Origin of the sequence: Streptomyces sp. NPDC085931, from assembly GCF_044540565.1 — a bacterium.
GTDB lineage: Bacteria > Actinomycetota > Actinomycetes > Streptomycetales > Streptomycetaceae > Streptomyces.
Window position 1 is genome coordinate 389,917 of sequence record NZ_JBITSK010000003.1, and the last position, 17,270, is coordinate 407,186.

Annotated in this window: 16 protein-coding genes and 1 pseudogene; 7 read left to right on the forward strand and 10 right to left on the reverse strand. The window is 74.2% G+C overall.

Annotated features, from left to right (window positions below; genetic code table 11):
- Positions 1-2 precede the first annotated feature (2 nt).
- Both ACIGAN_RS07745 and ACIGAN_RS07750 read right to left on the reverse strand, forming a co-directional pair.
- A complete protein-coding gene (locus ACIGAN_RS07745; protein WP_399855891.1) occupies positions 3-1,238 on the reverse strand; it encodes a PP2C family protein-serine/threonine phosphatase in 1,236 nt (411 codons plus the stop codon).
- Positions 1,239-1,423: 185 nt separating this feature from the next.
- Positions 1,424-1,858, reverse strand: coding sequence for an STAS domain-containing protein (locus ACIGAN_RS07750; protein WP_399855894.1), 435 nt, complete (start codon positions 1,856-1,858; stop codon positions 1,424-1,426).
- Positions 1,859-1,935: 77 nt separating this feature from the next.
- Between ACIGAN_RS07750 and ACIGAN_RS07755 the strand changes: the two genes are divergently transcribed.
- Entirely contained in the window at positions 1,936-2,265 is a 330-nt protein-coding gene (locus ACIGAN_RS07755; RefSeq protein ID WP_365740616.1) for a helix-turn-helix transcriptional regulator, read from the forward strand.
- Positions 2,266-2,282: 17 nt separating this feature from the next.
- Here the strand turns inward: ACIGAN_RS07755 and ACIGAN_RS07760 are convergent, their stop codons facing one another.
- Positions 2,283-3,689, reverse strand: coding sequence for a tannase/feruloyl esterase family alpha/beta hydrolase (locus ACIGAN_RS07760; RefSeq protein WP_399855897.1), 1,407 nt, complete (start codon positions 3,687-3,689; stop codon positions 2,283-2,285).
- A 351-nt stretch (positions 3,690-4,040) separates the two neighbouring features.
- On the opposite strand from ACIGAN_RS07760, the gene ACIGAN_RS07765 reads away from it, so the two are divergent.
- Positions 4,041-5,525, forward strand: a complete 1,485-nt coding sequence (locus ACIGAN_RS07765) for an extracellular catalytic domain type 1 short-chain-length polyhydroxyalkanoate depolymerase (RefSeq protein WP_399855900.1) — start codon at positions 4,041-4,043, stop codon at positions 5,523-5,525.
- 39 nt (positions 5,526-5,564) lie between these two features.
- Here ACIGAN_RS07765 and ACIGAN_RS07770 read toward each other — a convergent pair whose 3' ends face one another.
- From ACIGAN_RS07770 to ACIGAN_RS07785, 4 genes and pseudogenes are all read right to left on the reverse strand, one after another.
- Positions 5,565-6,128 carry a snapalysin family zinc-dependent metalloprotease gene (locus tag ACIGAN_RS07770; RefSeq protein ID WP_365090295.1) on the reverse strand — a complete coding sequence of 188 codons (564 nt, stop codon included), beginning with the start codon at positions 6,126-6,128 and terminating at the stop codon, positions 5,565-5,567.
- Positions 6,129-6,211: 83 nt separating this feature from the next.
- The gene (locus ACIGAN_RS07775; protein ID WP_399855902.1) at positions 6,212-8,311 is read right to left on the reverse strand and encodes a glycosyltransferase; all 2,100 of its coding nucleotides are present in this window, start codon (positions 8,309-8,311) and stop codon (positions 6,212-6,214) included.
- 237 nt (positions 8,312-8,548) lie between these two features.
- On the reverse strand, positions 8,549-9,292 hold the full coding sequence (locus ACIGAN_RS07780) for a DsbA family protein (RefSeq protein ID WP_365740611.1): 744 nt from the start codon (positions 9,290-9,292) through the stop codon (positions 8,549-8,551).
- A gap of 96 nt (positions 9,293-9,388) precedes the next feature.
- Positions 9,389-9,665: pseudogene (locus tag ACIGAN_RS07785) on the reverse strand (hypothetical protein); the annotation flags it as partial.
- Positions 9,666-9,845: 180 nt separating this feature from the next.
- Here ACIGAN_RS07785 and ACIGAN_RS07790 point away from each other — a divergent pair.
- The 3 genes from ACIGAN_RS07790 to ACIGAN_RS07800 all read left to right on the forward strand — a co-directional run bounded on the left by ACIGAN_RS07790 (position 9,846) and on the right by ACIGAN_RS07800 (position 13,241).
- Positions 9,846-10,763, forward strand: coding sequence for a hypothetical protein (locus ACIGAN_RS07790; protein ID WP_399856245.1), 918 nt, complete (start codon positions 9,846-9,848; stop codon positions 10,761-10,763).
- A 138-nt stretch (positions 10,764-10,901) separates the two neighbouring features.
- Positions 10,902-12,302, forward strand: a complete 1,401-nt coding sequence (locus ACIGAN_RS07795) for a hypothetical protein (protein WP_399855904.1) — start codon at positions 10,902-10,904, stop codon at positions 12,300-12,302.
- Between the two features lie 228 nt (positions 12,303-12,530).
- The gene (locus ACIGAN_RS07800) at positions 12,531-13,241 is read left to right on the forward strand and encodes a GAF and ANTAR domain-containing protein (RefSeq protein ID WP_399855907.1); all 711 of its coding nucleotides are present in this window, start codon (positions 12,531-12,533) and stop codon (positions 13,239-13,241) included.
- A gap of 48 nt (positions 13,242-13,289) precedes the next feature.
- Here ACIGAN_RS07800 and ACIGAN_RS07805 read toward each other — a convergent pair whose 3' ends face one another.
- A complete protein-coding gene (locus tag ACIGAN_RS07805) occupies positions 13,290-13,904 on the reverse strand; it encodes a dihydrofolate reductase family protein (protein ID WP_365090309.1) in 615 nt (204 codons plus the stop codon).
- Positions 13,905-14,002: 98 nt separating this feature from the next.
- On the reverse strand, positions 14,003-14,803 hold the full coding sequence (locus ACIGAN_RS07810) for an SDR family NAD(P)-dependent oxidoreductase (RefSeq protein WP_399855910.1): 801 nt from the start codon (positions 14,801-14,803) through the stop codon (positions 14,003-14,005).
- A 153-nt stretch (positions 14,804-14,956) separates the two neighbouring features.
- On the opposite strand from ACIGAN_RS07810, the gene ACIGAN_RS07815 reads away from it, so the two are divergent.
- Together ACIGAN_RS07815 and ACIGAN_RS07820 are read left to right on the forward strand one after the other, a co-directional pair.
- Positions 14,957-15,604, forward strand: coding sequence for a LysE family translocator (locus ACIGAN_RS07815; RefSeq protein WP_399855912.1), 648 nt, complete (start codon positions 14,957-14,959; stop codon positions 15,602-15,604).
- A 68-nt stretch (positions 15,605-15,672) separates the two neighbouring features.
- Positions 15,673-16,098 carry a DUF6003 family protein gene (locus tag ACIGAN_RS07820; protein WP_399855914.1) on the forward strand — a complete coding sequence of 142 codons (426 nt, stop codon included), beginning with the start codon at positions 15,673-15,675 and terminating at the stop codon, positions 16,096-16,098.
- A gap of 40 nt (positions 16,099-16,138) precedes the next feature.
- On the opposite strand, the gene ACIGAN_RS07825 is transcribed toward ACIGAN_RS07820, so the two are convergent.
- Positions 16,139-17,104: a YihY/virulence factor BrkB family protein gene (locus ACIGAN_RS07825; protein WP_365740605.1), complete on the reverse strand. Its 966-nt coding sequence runs from the start codon at positions 17,102-17,104 to the stop codon at positions 16,139-16,141.
- Positions 17,105-17,270 lie beyond the last annotated feature (166 nt).

Below are 17,270 nucleotides of genomic sequence, written 5' to 3' on the forward strand. Positions count from 1 at the left end.
GGTCAGCGGGGCTGCCGGGGCGCGTGGACGGCGAGGACGGCGGCGTCGTCGTCCACACCGCGGCCCAGGTCGGCGAGGAGGTCGCGGATGGCTGCGACGGTGTGCCGCGCGGTGGTCGGTGCCAGCGCCCGGACGAATGCGAGGAGGGCGTCGTCACCGTAGCGGTGGTCGCCGCTCGCGGCGGTGTGTGCCTCGGTGAGGCCGTCGGTGTACAGCAGCAGGGTGTCCCCGGGACCGAGGCGGAAGGCGGTGGTGGCGATCTCGGCGTCGGGGATCACGCCGATGAGCTGGCCGCCGGGGGTGGGCAGGTGGTCGGCGGTGCCGTCGGCGCGGAGCAGCAGGGCGGGCGGGTGGCCGCCGCTGGCCAGGGTGATGTGGAAGCCGCTTCGGTCCTCGTCGGGGGTGAGCAGGCCGAAGAGGACCGTGCAGAACCGGGGGTCGTCGCCGCTGGAGTACTCGTGGTGCAGGACGGTGTTGAGGTTGCGCAGCACGGCGGCCGGGGAGGGGTCGTAGACGGCCGCGGCGCGCAGGGTGTAGCGGGCCAGGGAGGTGACGGCCGCGGCGGTGGCGCCCTTGCCGCAGACGTCGCCGAGGAAGAGGCCCCAGGCGCCGGCGGCGAGCGGGAAGAGGTCGTAGAAGTCGCCGCCGACCTCGTCCGCCGAGGCGATGTGGTAGTGGGCGGCCACGTCCAGGCCCGGCACGTTCTCCAGGGCCGGCGGGAGCAGCGTCGCCTGCAGCGTGGCGGCGAGTTGCTGGAGGCGTGCGCGTTCGCGCTCGGACTCCTGGCGGGCGCGCAGCAGCTCCTCCTCGTAGGAGCGGCGGTCGCGGGCGTCGAAGACGGTGGTGCGGATCAGCTGGGGCTCGCCGTCGCCGCCCCGCTTGACGGTCGAGGTCACCAGCACCGGCAGGCGGCCGCCGTCGGCCGTCCTCAGCTCCAGCGCGATGCCGCTGATCTCGCCCTGCATGCGCAGCAGCGGCGCGAAGTGGGTCTCGTGGTACAGCCTGCCGCCGGAGGTGAGCAGGTCGGCGAAGGTCCTGCGGCCGACCAGGTCCGCGCGCCGGTAGCCGAGCCAGTCCAGCAGGGTGGCGTTGACCTTGGCGATCTTCCCGTCGAGCAGGGTGGAGAGGAACCCGCACGGGGCGTTCTCGTACAGGTCCTCGGTGCTGTCCTCCAGCAGGGCGGAGAACGTCCGGTCGTCGTGCTCGGAGCCCGGGTCGTCGCCGGTGGCGCCCGTCATCGCGGCACTCCGGGGGAGGCCGTGACCGTCCGGGGGGAGGTCACCGCGCGTGGATCGGGCTCACTGCAGGGGTCCAGCACGTCCTCCACGGTAGCCGTCCGGGCCGGGGGACCGCTCCCCGGTCCGCGGGCGCGCGGTCCGGCCCGCCGCCCCGCGGGGCGATCGGTGCCCGGCCGCGGCCGCGCTCATCCGGCGAGGGCGTCCTCGACGGTGGCGCGCAGGTGCAGGAGGCCGTCGACCCCGGTGATCCGGCAGAGCCGCCGCACCTGGGGGGACGGCGCGACCACGCGCAGGGTGACCGCCTGGTGGGTGAGGATCAGCAGGTTCAGGAACGTCGAGTCCGCGAAGGTCACACCGGAGGCGTCCAGGATCACCTTCGGGTGCTCCCGGGCCGCGCTCCGCAGCGCGTCGGCCAGGGGCGTGATCGAGTCCATGTCCCAGGCGCCGCGCGCGACGACGACGCAGGCCTCCCGGTGTGCGTACCGCTCCACGGCCGTTCCGGGCGCGGCGGGCCCGGTGCGCTGCCCGGGAAGGGACGCCCCACCGCTGTCGCTCATCAGTGCCGGTGAAGCGGCTTCGTCCCAGGGCACCTCGGGCTCCTCCCCGTGGATCTCCCTCACGGGAGCACGACATCGATTGCCGGAAAAGTATGTCATGTATCTGTGTTCCGGCAATCCCTGGCCCTAAAATGCCGAGCATGGTCGCAGTGCCCGCATCACACACCGGATGGACGTTCATCACCAGCCACGCGCGGGTCCTGGCGGCCATCGCCGACAACCCGAACATCCGCATCCGCGACATCGCCGCCCGCTGCCGGCTCACCGAGCGGGCCGTGTCGCGGATCATCTCCGACCTGGAGCGGGCCGGGTACCTCTCCCACACCCGCGAGGGGCGCACCAACACCTACCGCGTCGAGCCCGGCAAGGTGCTGCGGCACCCGGCCGAAGCCGGCCTCCCGGTGGCCTCCCTGCTCTCCCTGCTGGTCCAGGACGAGAGCGAGCGCACCGGGAAGCGGGTCGCTTCCTGAGGGCGACGGCCCGGCGATCACGTCAGGGAGCAGCTGTTCGCCAGGGTCGCCGGGTCGGCGCCGGTGGGCCGGGGGACCGTGTGGGAGGCCGGTGGGCGGCGCCCTGAGGCGAGCCAGTCCTCCAGCGCGGTGAAGGCCGAGCGGTGGCACGGGGTGAGCGGACGCAGCAGGTCCGGGTGGGTGTCGGCCAGGGAGTCGGTGTGGGTGCCGCCCTCGATGCGGTAGTAGCGGTGCACCGGCCCGCGGCCCGCCTCGCGCACCATCCGGGCGTAGACGTCGGAGTCGCGGCTGATCGGCAGCAGGACGTCCAGGGTGCCGTGCACGGTGATCAGCGGTCTGCCGATCCGTCCGGTCAGCCCGATCCGCGCCACGGCTTCCCTCACCGCGTGGGGGCGCGAGGCGTAGTCGTAGTCGGCGTCACAGGCCGGTGTGCCCGGCGCGCAGAAGGGTGTCCCGGCCTCGGCCGGACCGTCGAAGGCGGGGTCCAGCTCCTCGCGGTAGACGCGCTGGGTCAGGTCCCAGTACACCTGGTGGTGGTAGGGCCACAGGAACTCCGACCCGGCCGGGAATCCGGCGGCGTGCAGGGCCGCGCGCGCCGGGCCGGCCTGCGCTCCCCCGGCGGCGTAGGCGGGGTAGTGGCGCAGCGCCCGGGGCAGGAAGTCCAGCAGGGTGGGTCCCTCGGAGCGCCACAGGGTGCCCTCCCAGTCCACTCCCCCGTCGTACAGCTCGGGGTGGTTCTCCAGTTGCCAGCGCACCAGGTAACCGCCGTTGGACACCCCGGTCACCAGCGTGCGGGCCGGCGGGCGGTGGTAGTGCCGGGCGACCGTGGCCCGGGCGGCCCGGGTGAGCTGGGTGAGCCGGCCGTTCCATTCGGCGATGGCGTCGCCCGGCCTCCTTCCGTCCCGGTGGAAGGCGAGGCCGGTGTTGCCCTTGTCGGTGGCCGCGTAGGCATAGCCGCGTGCGAGCACCCAGTCGGCGATGGCCCGGTCGTTGGCGTACTGCTCGCGGTTGCCGGGAGTGCCCGCGACCACCAGGCCGCCGTTCCAGCGGTCGGGCAGGCGGATGACGAACTGGGCGTCGTGCTGCCAGCCGTGGTTGGTGTTGGTGGTGGAGGTGTCGGGGAAGTAGCCGTCGATCTGGACGCCGGGCACCCCGCTGGGGACGGCCAGGTCCTTCGGTGTCAGTCCGGCCCAGTCGGCCGGGTCGGTGTGCCCCGAGGCGACCGTGCCGGCCGTGGTCAACTCCGCCAGGCAGGACGCCCGTTGGTACTCGGCTCCCGGTACGCGCACGCGCGGGGCGTGCGCGCAGCGCTCCGGTGCCGCCGCGGCGGGCGCGGGGGTGAGGGTGAGGGCGGTCAGCGCCAGGGCTGCCGCCGCCCACCGCCGCCCCCGGGGACGGTGCAGTGGGCGGGTGGAAGGACGCATGCGGGTGCCTCCGCGGTCGCGGTCTGCGGACAGGATGCGCGGGAGGCTATGCCGGCCACCCGCCACGGCCTATGGGCCCGGCGACCACCTTCGCCCAGCTCACCATGGGTGCCGGCGCCAGGGTGGCGCGCCGGACGGGGAGATGCTTCGCCCAGGTGCTGCGGCCCTACCGGACCGGTCACCGAGCCGGCCATGGAGCGCGGTCACACAGGTCTGGGCCACACATGGTGGTCCGGCCCATGTCGACGCCGGCGAGCGCGCCCCGATGATGCACGGCACGCCGGTCCCCGCGGACCTCTCCCGGACCGGCGACGCGCAGCGTTTCCCCCCACCAGGAGGCAGGCAGTCGTCATGGGACAGTCGCACACCACGTTCCGCTTCTCCGCGGGCCGCCGCGTCATCGGCGGCGTACGCCGCTGGATCACCGCCGCCGCCGGGGCTTTGGCCCTGACCGCCGGTCTGATCGCCGCGGGTCCGCCGGCAGCCGCCGCGGGTCTCACCCAGGTCACCGGCTTCGGCACCAACCCCGGCAACCTCTCGATGTACACCTACGCGCCCGACGGGCTGCCGGCGGGCGCTCCGCTCGTCCTCGCCCTGCACGGCTGCACACAGAACGCTCAGGACTACTACGCGCACTCCGGCTGGCCCGAGCTCGCCGACGCCTACGGCTTCGCCCTGGTCTTCCCGCAGACGAGCTCCGCCAACAACGCCAACTCCTGCTTCAACTGGTTCGAGCCGGGCGACAGCGGGCGCGGTCAGGGCGAGGCCCTGTCGCTGCGGCAGATGGTCGACAAGGCCCTGTCCCTGTACGGCGGCGACTCCCGGCGGGTGCACATCACCGGCCTGTCGGCGGGGGGCGCCATGACCGCGAACATGCTCGCCGCCTACCCCGACGTGTTCGCGGGCGGGTCCATCGCCTCCGGGCTGCCCGCCCGCTGTGCGAGCAGTGTGTCGGCGGCGTACACCTGCATGTACAGCCCGCCGGACCGGAGCCCGGCGCAGTGGGGGGACCTGGTGCGTTCCGCAGCCCCGGCCGGCACGGCCTCCTGGCCGCGCGTGGCGATCTGGCAAGGCACCGCCGACACCACCGTCGTCCCCGCCAACGCCGGTGAACTGCGCGACCAGTGGACGAACGTGTGGGGTCTCGGCCAGACGCCCTCACGCACCGAGAGCCTCGGCGCGGGCACCTCGCGCAGCGTCTACGACGACTCCTCGGGCCGGCCGGCCGTCGAGGTGTACTCGGTCTCCGGCATGGCGCACGGACTCGCGGTCGACCCGGGCAGCGGCCCCGGGCAGTGCGGCAGCACCGGCACGTACTACCTCGACACCGTCTGCTCCAGCTACCACACCGCCCGGTTCTGGGGCCTCGACGGCGACGAGGGCACCGGCGCCCTGCCCGCGCCCACGGGCCTGACGGTCACCCGGACCACCGACTCGGCCGTCTTTCTGAGCTGGCAGGCGGTCGACGGCGCCGCCTCGTACGTCGTCCACCGCGACGGCACGCGGGTGGGCACCACGGCCTCGGCCTCCTACACCGACAGCGGCCTGGCCACGGGCACCACGTACCGCTACAGCGTGGCGGCCGTGGACGCGGCGGGTGCGGCGGGCCGCGTGTCGTCCGCGGTGTCCGCGACCACCACCGGGTTCACGCCCACCTGCCACACGGCGAGCAACTACGACCACACCGTCGCCGGGCGGGCCTACCAGAGCGGCGGCAGCACGTTCGCCAAGGGCTCGAACCAGGCCATGGGGCTGTGGAACACGTTCACGCGCCGCACCCTGAAGCAGACCGCGCCCGATTACTACGTGGTGGACGACACCGGCTGCCCGGCCTGAGCGGCGCGGCGCCGTCCACCGGTGGGCGGCGGTGCGGGGTCAGTCCAGGACGAGCTCGGCGCGGGCGGCCGGGGCCCGCTCGGCGAGGGCGCCGCCGAAGTTGCCCTCGACCTCCGCCTTCTCCGCCGCGTTCGGATACGGGTTCGTGCACGCCGTGCCGGCGCTGGAGCCGGACATCAGGCTGGAGCACGGTCCCGGCTTGCGGTCGGGCAGGCCCAGGATGTGGCCGAGTTCGTGGGACGAGATCCGGATGGTGTCGTATCCCTGGTTCACGGCCTGGCGCCCGATGTAGACCGTGCCGTTGCCCAGGGTGGTGGGCAGGGCACGCGGCCAGCCGTTGTCCGCCAGGACCCGGATGTTCGCCCGCTGTCCGGCGGCGACCGGCCGCAGTTCGACGGAGTCGACACTCGCGTTCCAGATCGCCGCGCCCCGGTCGACGGCGGCCTTGAACTCAGCGGCGCCGGCGGCGTCGTAGGTGAGGACCCGGGCGGCGAGGGGCGCGGCGGCCGGGCCGGGGGACGCGGCCGCGGCCTGGCCGCCCGTCAGGGAGAGGGTGATCAGACAGGCGGCGGCCAGGCCGCCGGTCAGGGTGCGTACGTGCATGATCGACCTCCTTGTGGGGGAAGGGCAGTCGTGCTCATGACATTCACGGGGCTCACTGCCCAGCGGCGGGCGGGCTGAATCCGTCAATTCGCGGAACGCCCTTGCGGCGTCCGGCCGGAAGAAGGCCGCTTCCGGAGCCCTCGGACACGTCGGCGCAGGGCGGCCGCCACTCGCACCGGCGCCACACGCAGCACCAGGGCGCCTTGCGCGGCGTGCGGCAGGGGCTTGGCGTAGTAGGGGCGGCCGAGGCGGGAGGCGCGGAACCAGCGGGCGCCGGTGAGGCTCCGCGTGGGCGGGACGGGGATCCGGCCGCCCGGGTCGCCCGCGTCGTGCGCCGTGCCGGTCCGGAGGGTCAACGTCCAGCGTCCCGGCGGCAGTTCCCTGACCGCGAGCCGGACGGTGAAGTCGGTGCGGCCGTCGTCCGGGGCGTGGCAGGGCGGCGCCTCGCGCACCCGTCCGGTGCCGTCCTCCGCTCGCAGCGTCACGGCCCCGGGGCGGCGGGCGGCTTCGGCGGTCAGCCGTCCGCGGACGACGAGCGTGCCGGGGGCGGCCGGGTCCCAGGCGACCCCGGTCACCCGGCAGGGGGGCTGGACGGGAGCGGGCCGGATCTCCACGGAGAGGGTGCCCTGCGGGGTGCGGAAGGGCCGCGCGGTGAGGGGGCCCCGCCCGGGCCGGGAGGCGGTCCGCAGCTCTCGCGGGGGCGGTTCCGGCCGGTCGGCGCCGTCCTCCGTCCGGGCCTGCCGGAGCCTGACGGTCCGAACGACCCCGTCGGCGTGCACCTCCAGGTGCAGGTCCCACACGCCGTCGCCGAGCGGGGCGCCGGCGTCCACGGTGTCGAGGTCCAGCACGGCGGTGAAGCCGCCCGCCGGTTCCGCGCCGTCGCCCGTCCGCGCGCCGGGCCGGTGCGGGGCGGTGCCGACGATCACGGGCAGGCGGAGGTCGGGGCGGGTGCCGCCGCGTGGCCGCAGGATCAGGCGGGTGGCGGGCTCCGGCGGGCCGAGGGACTCGATGCGGGCGTGGCCGGACAGACGCAGCCGGCAGCCGTCGCCCGTCCATGCCGCTTCGGTGAGTCCGTGGTGGACGGGCAGCCGGTCCGTGACGTCGAAACAGGCGTCGGGCACCGCCTTCGCGGGGTCCCGGAAGAAGGGGTGGCGCCAGTAGACGCGTCCCTTGTCGACGACGTGGCCGCGCGTCTCATCCTCCTGGGCGTGCCGGGCCACGGTCATGAGGTCCTCGTACCGGTCGGCGCGCAGGAGGTGGACGATCAGCCGGTCCGGCGGGGCGATCCGCTGGAGGACGCCGTCGGTCGCGTAGCGCACGGCCCACTCCCGGAACTGCGGGTAGAAGCGCTCCCGCGCCTCCCGCTCGTCCTCGCGGGGCAGCAGGGCGCGCAGGGGCCCGCACAGTTCCCACTCCACGTGCCGGCGCATGATCTGGTCCCGGCGCGGGCCGGGTTCGACGTAGCGGGCGACCGTCTCGAAGCACAGCCGGGTGCCGTCCATGCGGTGGACGAGGCCGGCGGCGGTGCGGGTGAGGTTGTTGCCGTTGCCGCGGTCGCGCGAGTAGTAGCAGTCGTAGTCGGCGACCACGGAGATGCCGTCGGCGTTGAGGTAGGCCGCGGCGGTGAACGGCTTGTCCTCGCAGTTGCGGTACGGCGGGAAGCGCAGCCCCAGCCGCTCGATCAGGGAGCGCCGGAACAGCTTCCAGCAGCCCAGGGTGCGGTAGGCGAGGGAGGAGAAGACGTCGGTGCGGGGCTGGTTGTGCGAGAAGACGGCCGTCGGTACGGCCCGTCCCCCGACGGACACCATTTTGCCGAGGACGACGTCGGTGCGGTTCTCGTCCGCCATGGCGACCATGCGGCGCAGTGCGTCCGGGCCCAGGTAGTCGTCGGAGTCGAGGAAGAAGACGTAGTCGCCGGTGGCCAGGTCGAGGCCGGTGTTGCGCGGGGCTCCGGCTCCTCCGCTGTTGGCCTGGTGGACCACGCGCAGCGAGGAGCAGGTGCGGGCGAGCCGGTCCAGTTCGTCGGCGGTGCCGTCGGTGGAGCCGTCGTCGATCGCGATGATCTCGATCCGGTCCGGGCCGAGGGTCTGCTCCATGGCGGAGGTGACGCACCGGGTCAGCTCCGGCATGGAGTCGTACGCCGGGATGATCACGCTGACGCGCGGCGGGGTGGTACGCGGCATGATCACTCCCGGGCCGGTGCCTTCCGGTGGTGGCGGCCGCCGGCTGCCGGCCGCCCTGCACGCCGAGTCTCCGGCGGGGCACGGTGGCGCCGCCCGGCGTGCGGGGTGCTCGTTACGCCGTCGGGGATGCGAACCACCGGTTCGGGCGTGCCGGCCACCGGTACGGACCGGGCGGCGCCTTCGCTGGTCGCCCTGCGGCGGGATGCTCGCGTGAGGACGCCCCGGGCCGGGAACGGGTCACAGGGTGGTGGCCTGCCACTCCCAGGGGCGGGCGTGGATCTGCTGCAGGAGCTGGCCGAAGGCGGTGCCGTCCAGGAGGACGCCATTGGACTCCGCGGGGATCCGCTTGTCGTTGATGACCGCGGTGGGCGTGCCGGGCCCTTCGGGCTCCGCCGTACCTCCGGCCCGCTCGTAGGCCGCCTGCGCATCGGCCACGAACGCGCGGTACTTCATGGTCTTCACGGCCGAGTCGAAGGCCGTGCTGCGCAGGCCCTCCACCTGGCCGGCCAGCTCCAGCAGGAAGTCGTCGGTGTAGCCGTCCTCGCTCTCCTCGGGCTGGTAGAGGTACAGCAGCTCGTGGTACTCGACGAACTTGCCCTCCTTCAGCGCCGCGCGCAGGGCGTTGACCGCCTTCTTCGACCCGTTGCCGCCGACCCGGTCGTCGAGGAAGGACGCGAGGGTGTACCGCGCCGAGGCGGAGCGGTCGAGCAGGGCCTTGCGCAGCTGCGGGCCGCCGCCCGACGTCTCGAACTGCTCGCAGAACGGACAGCGCGGATCCTCGTACAGGTGCACCTCGACCTTCGCGTCGGGATCGCCGACCACGATGGTGGTGCCGTCCGCGCCGAGCTTCTCCGGCAGGTCTTCCGCACTCTCGAACGCGGGCCGCCGCTCCGGCGGCGTCGGCACCTCGGCCCGCCCGCAACCCGCCAGTGCCAGCACCGCCACGGCGCACCACACGACCCGACGACCTCCACGCACCATGCGTGTCCCCTCCCCTGGTAGAGCAGGGTGACTGTAGATCATCGGTGCGGGACGCGTGCCGCCGGGCCCACCAGGGCTCCGCGCGGGTGCGGACGCTCAGAGCGGGAGCACCGGCCGGGTGGAGAAGTCCTCGTACATGCCCTCGCCGTCCGGCCCGTACACGAACTCGGCCGTGCCGGGGTTGCGGTTGGCGGTCGCCGGCGGGAGCCAGGTGAGCAGGCGGCCGTAGCCGCCGCACACCGACTCGCCCCCGTCGCCGGGCGTTCGGCCGGCGGTGCGGACCGGTGTCGTCGCCGTAGGGGACACGGTCGAGGGGGCACTCGTCGCCCCACCGGAACAGCGTCTGCGACCCGGCGCCGCAGGCGTGTTCCCACAGGCGGTGACGTCGAAGCCCAGGGACACCCGTCCTCCGGGTATCAGGGCGAACTCCTGTCCGGCCCGCTCGACTGCACCGGGGGACGTCACCGCCCCGGTCGCGCCGGATCCCGGTGGCGCCGGATGCGATCATGGGCGGGTCGTGTTCCTTCGCCCGTGAGGTGATTGCTTGAGGAAGGTGGCGCTGCGTCCCTACGCACTGTTGCCTCGGCACTACGACCACCGGAAGGTCCTGGCGACCACCGTGGACGCCTGGGGCCGGGCCCTCTGGCTGATCTGCCCGGAGGCCGAACTGCACCCCATGCCGGTCGGCAGACCCCTCCCCCACCCCCGAACGTGCCCGTACGACGCGCTCCTCGTGATCGACGAGGGAGGGACGATCCGCGAACAGGTCCTGCGGGGACTGGACTTGCGGGCGACCCGCCTCGACGCGCTGCCCAACGGCCGTTTCATCGTGCAGGGTTACGGCGGTCCCGGCGACCGGAACGCCCTGATCTTCGGGAGGGACGGACGCCGCCGCGGCGGCTTCGCCCTGGGGCGGGCGGTGGAGTTCCTGATGGCGGACCGGCAACACCACGTGTGGAGCGCCTACTTCGACGAGGGCGTCTACGCCGACCCGGTCAGCGCCCCCGGCCTGGTGCGCTGGGACAGCGGCGGCAACCGCCTGTGGGGATACAAGCCCGCTCCGGGCGTCGAGTACATCGACACGGTCTACGCCCTCAACGTCGCCGACGGCGTCGCGTGGGCCGACTACTACCCGACGTTCCCGCTGCTGGAGGTCCGCACCGGCGGTCGGGTCCGGTTGCGGAGCTCCCCCGTGGCCGCTCCCTCGGGCATGGCCGTGCACGGGGAACACCTCACGATGCTGGGAGGCGGCCGGCAGGCGGACCGGCTGCACCTGTGCCGCCTGACGGACAGCGAGGTCCTGCCGGTCGAGGAAGCCTGCCTCACCCTCCCCAACGGGGCACCGCTCAAACGGTACGCGCATCCCGTGGGACGAGGCCCTCACCTCTACCTGCGGGGCTCGTCGCCCAGACAGTGGTACGTGATGCGGGTGCAGGAAGCGGTCATGTCCCGGGGCCGTGGAGGGCCCTGAAGCGCCTCGGGGTGCTCCGGCGGGGGCGGGGCGAACAATATGATCTCAATCGCCGTGCCGTTCAGTTGTCCCCGGGGTGCGCCCTAGCATGCGAGCCCTCCGCGCGAGGATCGCGCCCGGAGGGACAGGAGAGCCCACATGAGACGACTCGGTGCGATCGTTGCCGCGGTCCTTGCCGTTCCCGCACTGTCCACGCCCGCCACCGCTGCCGGAGAGCCGGCCCCCGCGCCGTGTCCGGCCGCCTTGTCGGACATCGCCACCTGTTACACCGGGCGGAGCACGGACGGCGCCTACTACGCGATCGCCGTTCCCGAGCAGTGGAACGGCTCCCTGGTGATGCACGCGCACGGCGGGCCGGACCTGGGCGCGGAATCCGACCCCGAGCGCAGCGTCGGCGACCTCGAACGCTGGTCGGTCATGGTCGAGCAGGGATACGCCTGGGCCGGTTCCTCCTACCGCCGCGGCGGCTACGGGACCAGGATGGCAGCGGCCGACACCGAGGAGCTGCGCAGGCTCTTCGTCCGGGAGTTCCGCGAACCGGAGCGGACCTACCTGCACGGCCAGTCCTGGGGCGGCAACGTCGCCGCGAAGACCATCGAGGTCCACGGCGCGAAGAAGCACGGCCCCTACGACGGCGCCCTGCTCACCAATGGTGTTCTGGGCGGTGGTTCGCGCGGCTACGACTACCGGGTGGACCTGCGCGCGGTCTACCAGTACTACTGCCGGAACCACCCGCGTCCGTCCGAGGAGCAGTACCCGCTGTGGCAGGGGCTGCGCGCGGGTTCGACGATGACGACGAGCGGGCTGCGCGCCCGGCTCCAGGAGTGCACCGGCTTCGCCTCGCCGCCCGAGGAGCGCACCGCGCCGCAGCAGCGCAACCTCGACGACATCCTCGCCGTCACCGAGATCCCCGAGCGGACCCTCGAATCCCACCTGCGGTTCGCCACGTTCACGTTCCGCGACATCGTGCACGACCGGCTCCGCGGACGGAACCCCTTCTCCAACCAGGGAGTCGTCTACTCCGGCTCCCACGACGACGCCGCGCTCAACGCCGGTGTCGAGCGCTTCTCGGCGGACCCCACCGCGGTGCGCGACCTCTCCTGGGACAGCGACCTCACCGGCAGGGTGTCGATCCCGGTGCTGACCCTGCACGCCATCGATGACCCGACGGCCTTCGTCGAGCACGAGGCCGCCTACCGGGCCACCCTGCGCGGCGCCCACCGCGACCGGTACCTCGTGCAGACCTTCACCGGCGAGCACGAGCACAGCGGGCTGAGCAGCGCCGAGTACGCCACCTCCCTCGCGGCGCTGGACACCTGGGTCCGCAGCGGGAAGAAGCCGACCTCGGCCTCGATCGCGGCGTCCTGCCCCCGCTTCGACGCCGCCTACGGCACCGGCTGCTTCTACGAGCCGCCCTTCACGCCCGAGCCGTATGCCACGCGGGTGAACCCCCGGCCCGGCGGGCTGCACTGGCCCGCCCTGACGGCCCGTCAGGAGAAGGCGTGGAGCCGCTTGCCGTCAGTGGGCATCGCTCCCTGAACGGTCCGGGACCGCCTTGCCGCCCCCGGCCGGAATCCGGGCCGGGACACCCGGCCGGACCCGTTCGGGGGGCGCCGCGTCAAGGTCTGGTGCTACCCGAGGGTGGCCCATCGGCGGCCGTCCCGGCACGCGAGCCGGGGCCCGGCGGCATCGCCCCGGCCGGCCGGGGTACTTCGCTCGCATGGTCCTTCACGAACACGAGCGGTTCCCGGCGCACCGGGAGGCCGGATGACCGCTGCGGACAAGGCGGCACGGATGGTCATCGAAGCCGCGGCGCACGCGCCCGCCGAAGAGGTGCCGCGACGGGTGTGCGAGGCCGTGTGCGAAGGGCTGGGCATGGACGGGGCCACCCTCGCGCTGCTCACCGACACCCCCTCCCGGCAATTGCTCGCCGCGTCGGACGACGCCGCGCTGGCGCTGGAGGACATCCAGTTCACCCTGCTGGAAGGACCCTGCATCACCGCCGCGCGCACCGGTGAGCCCGTGGCGGTGCACGACCTGCGCCACGACGTCACGCCGTGGCCGCTGTTCGGGGCGACCCTGCGCGAGCGGCTGCCCCGGGTCGTGTCCGTGTACGCCCTGCCCCTCTTCTTCGGCGACTACGTCCTCGGCACGGTCGACCTGCTGGCGCTGCGGCCCCACGCGCTCGACGAGGAGGCGCTGGAGCAGGCCTCCCGCGTGGCCGACGCCGTGACGGCCGCGCTCATGACGACCCGCGAGATGCTGCTCACCGGGTCGCGGGCACCGGCCTGGGAACCGCAGGACGTCATCCGCGCCCACTGGTTCGACACGGCACGCGCCGTCGGCGCCCTGGTCGCCCGGCAGGGGATCAGCCAGGAGGACGCGCTGGCCCTGATGCGCGCCGAGGCCTTCCGCACCGGCAAGCCGCTGGCGGACATCACCACGGACATCCTGCGCGACCTGCACGGGCAGCCGTAGGGGGCGCCGGGCTCCGGCCCGGGCCCTCGAGTGGCGGGCGCTCCCCCGTCACAGGACGTCGTAGGTCAGGTGCGTCGCCGTGGTCGTCGGGATCACGTCCCGTTGCGCCAGGGCGCGCGGCGTCCCGCCGGTGAACAGGGGCGTTCCGGCGCCCAGCACGACCGGGGCCAGGTGCAGGGACAGCGTGTCGACCAGCCCGGACCGCAGGGCCGTGGCGATCGTGGCGGCGCCGCCCATGAGGACGACGTCGAGGTCCCTGCCGCCGCGCTCGGACGCCTCCTCGGCCCGCCCGCGCGCGGCGGCGACGGCGTCGGCCACACCGGTGGTCACGAACGTCCAGTCCAGCTCGGCGAGGCGCACGGACGCGGGCGGCGCGCTCGTCACGACGACGAACGCGGGCCGGCCCACCTCGCCCGCCCCGTACCCGGTGGTGTCGTCCCAGCCGTGCGGTCCGTCCACCACGTCGAAGAGCCGGCGCCCGAGGACGACGGCGCCGGAGCGGGCCGTGGCCTCGGCCAGCACCCGCCGGTCGTCGGGGTCGTCGGAGAACGCCCAGGTGTGCAGGGCCTCGCCACCCGTGCCCAGGCCGTTGTCGGGGCCCGGGTCGGGGCCGGTGACGAATCCGTCGAGAGAGACCGAGATGTCGGCGACGATGCGTGTCATGTCAGGGCAGACCCGATCCGCGGCCCGGACTCATCGCCGGGACGCACAGTCCGTGCTCCCGGCCGCGGCTCATCGCCCGGACGCGGCGCCCGGACTCATCACCCGGACTCGTCGCCCGGCCGGAGCGCCTGGTGGAAGCCCGTGCTGACGGCGGTGAGGCCGCCGTCGACGACCAGGGTGGTGCCGGTGATCCAGGACGCGTCGGACGAGGCGAGGAAGGCGACCGCCGCCGCGATGTCCTCCGGCTCGCCGACCCGCCCCAGCGGGTACAGCCCGCGCACCGCCTCCAGGTCCTCGTCGCGGCCCTCCCAGGCGCTGGTGCGCACCGTGCCGGGGGCGACCAGGTTGACGCGGACACCACGCCCGGCGGCGTGGCCCGCGAGGGTGCGGGTGAGGGAGCCCAGGCCCGCCTTGGCCGCGCTGTAGGCGTGGTTGCCGAAGTCCTGCAGGCCGTTGACCGAGCCGATGGAGACGATCGCGCCGCGGCCGGAGGCGGCCAGGTGCGGCAGGGCGGCGCGGCAGCAGCGGTAGGCGCCGGTCAGGGTGACGTCCAGGTCGCGGGCCCACGCCTCGTCCGGCTCGTCCTCGAAGAGGGGCGCGTCCGGCGAGCAGTGGGCGGCGCAGTTGACCAGCACGTCGAGCGAGCCGAAGGCGTCCACGGCGTGCGTGACGGCGGCCTCGACCGCCGCCCGGTCGGCCACGTCGCAGCCGGTCGCCTCGGCGTGCAGTCCCGCCTCGCGCAGTGCCCGCGCGGTTCGCGTCGCCTCCGCCGGGTCCCGGTCCGCCACCAGGACCCGCGCTCCCTCCCGTGCCAGCCGCCGCGCGATGGCCGCGCCGATGCCGCGGGCCCCACCGGTGACCAGTACCCCGTACCCCTCGAAACGCCTGGTGTCCGTCATGCGCCGACCGTACAAGCCCGCGGGCGCGGCCGGTTGCGGGGGCGCGGGCCGGGCCGGACCCGCCGTCCGGTGACGGCACGCCCCTGCTGCCCGGGCGAAACCGGGGTACCCGACCGGGCCGTCACCTCACGGGCGGCGAACGGAGGGCTACGGATGACGGTCGACCTGGTCGGTTTCCTCGGTGTGGTGCTGGTCGCCTATGTGGTGCCCGGGCCCGATTTCCTCGTCGTCGTCAGATCGGCGGCACAGGACCCCGCGCGGGGCAGGGCCGCGGCCCTGGGCGCGCAGACCGGGCTGTGCGTGCACATGCTGGCCGCCGCGGCCGGGCTGGCGGTGGTCGCCACGCGCTCGCCGCTGGTGTTCGACGGGATCCGGCTGCTGGGCGCGGCCTACCTGGTGTTCCTCGGTGTACGGGCGGTGCTGGCGGCCCGCCGGGCCGCCCGGGAGAGCGGGCGCGCACCCGGCCCGGCGGAGCCGGCGTCCGCCGCCGCGTCGGGCGGGCGGGGGCGCTTACGGGAGGCCTTCACGCAGGGGTTCCTCACCAACGTGCTCAATCCCAAGGCAGCGCTGTTCTTCCTGAGCGTGCTCCCCCAGTTCGTCGACGGCGCCGGGTCCGTGGCGCGCCAGGTCTTCCTGCTGGGCGTCCTGGACATCGTGATCGGCGTCGGGTACTGGTTCGCGCTCGTGGGAGTCGCCGCGCGGCTGCGTGCGGTGCTGGCCAGGCCGCGGATCCGGCACCGGTGGGAGCTGGGCACCGGCTGGCTGTTCATCGCCATCGGCGTCTCGGTCGCGGCCGTGTGAACCTCGCGGTAATCCGGGCGCCGCGGGGTAAAGGGACGTCGATCACATCCCGTTGAAAGGAGCCGAGGATGACCGACGACGCCTACCTGTTCCTGCTGGACGACCCGTCCGTGCCGCTCGGGGTGGCCCCCGCCGCCGTCGGTGACCTCGCGTGCATGGAGACGCCCGCGGTGCGTGCCTGGCTGGACGCCCACGGCAGCGCGCCGACCTCCCCACAGCTGCGCCTGCTGCCCCCGGAGGAGACGGCGGCCGTGCCCGAGGAGGCGGAGCGGCTGCCGGTGCCGCTGAGCGACGAGGAGCTGAACCGGGTGCGTCACGCGATGGCGCCGGAGTCGCTCGCCGGGATCGAGGAGGAGCTGCTGGCCTACCGTGACTGCGCCGACGGCCGGGACGGTCTGATCGGGCGGGCGCTGGCCGCCGGGGTGCCCCCGCACCGCGTCGTCGAGCTGACCGGTGTGGATCCCGCGACGGTGACCGCGGCGGCGGGCCGCTGAGGGCCCGGTCCCCCGCGAGCGGCCCTCGTCCGTCGTCCCCTCACCTGCCCGGGCCGGGATCCGGCCGGACGGCTGAGGTGATGCCGGCGCGGGCCGCTTCCAGCTGGGCGGCGAAGGCGATGCCCAGGAAGAGGGCGACGGCGGTGAGATTGGCCCACAGCAGCAGGGCGATGAACGCGGTGAGCGGCCCGTACACGGCGCCGAAGGCCCCGCTCTCCTCGACGTAGAACGCGAGCAGCCAGGTGGCCGCCACCCACAGCAGCAGGTGCACGGCCGAGCCGAAGGCCAGCCAGGTGTAGCCGGGCTGGACGCGGCGGGGCGACCAGCGGAAGATCACGGCGGAGGCGATCCAGGCGAGCGCGAGTCCCACGGGGATGTCGAGCACGCCCCACCAGGGCAGGCCGCTGTCCTCCCAGCCGGCGGTGTCCGCCACCGCGTCGCCCACGGCCTCACCGGCGACGAGCACGACGAAGCCGAGCCCGAGGGGCAGACCGGCGGCGAGCGCGAGCAGGATGGCCCGCCCGTACTTGCGCGGGAAGGGGCGGTCGCGCTCGATGCCGTAGATGCGGTTGGCGCCGCGTTCGATCTGGCCCATCGCCGAGGCCAGGTTCAGCAGGGCGAAGCCCAGGCCGAGGCAGAGGGCCACAGTGCCCCAGACGTCGCCGTGCGCGGTGCGCCGCGTCCCGTCGAAGGCGTCCTGGACGATCTCCGCGCTGGCGCCCGGCACGATCCGGCCGAGGGTGAGCTCGACGACCCGCCCCACGCCCTCGGTGTGCGCGGAGGTGGCGAGTCCGACGAGCGCCACGGTGCAGGGCACCAGCCCGAGGACCACCTGGAAGGCGAGGGCCCGGGCGTTGGTGAACCCGTCGGCGTAACGGAACCGGGCGAAAGAGTCGATCAGCAGCCGCAGTCCCCCGTAGTGGCGCAGCGCGGTGAACGCCTCGTCTCCGGAGAGCTCCTCCCCGATCATGTCCCGGGTCTGGGGGACGTGGACGGCAGTTCCCATGGCGTGGACACTCCCTTGTCGTACGGCTGCTCCCAGTGCGGTTGCCCCGTGAGCCTTCCCGTGCGACCTCGGAGTTCCGACGACTTGGCGGGCCGGTCCCCCGGTTGCCCCCGCGGGTCCCCTACGCCCTCGACGCCCCCGCCGCGGCGCGCGGCGGACGGCGGGC